The 208-nt window shown below is 51.0% G+C and carries 1 rRNA gene; it reads right to left on the reverse strand.

The features are described from left to right. Positions 1-127: 127 nt before the first annotated feature. A 23S ribosomal RNA gene (locus WFP70_RS26750) occupies positions 128-208 on the reverse strand; the annotation flags it as partial.

The following is a 208-nucleotide window of genomic DNA, read 5'->3' on the forward strand; positions in this document are numbered from 1 at the left end:
CGGTCGGCGCCTTGCCTCAGCGCAAAATCCTTCGGACTTAACTCCGCAGGACATCGCTAATTCTTTTATCCGGATGAACAAAGCTGAAAATCTACTCGCGTCTCTCAAAAAACGCCTCTGGCGTTGTAAGGTTAAGCCTCACGGGTCATTAGTACCGGTTAGCTCAATGCATCGCTGCACTTACACATCCGGCCTATCAACGTCGTCG

The sequence above is a fragment of the Pantoea sp. USMM079 genome, from assembly GCF_037153115.1.
GTDB lineage: Bacteria > Pseudomonadota > Gammaproteobacteria > Enterobacterales > Enterobacteriaceae > Pantoea > Pantoea communis.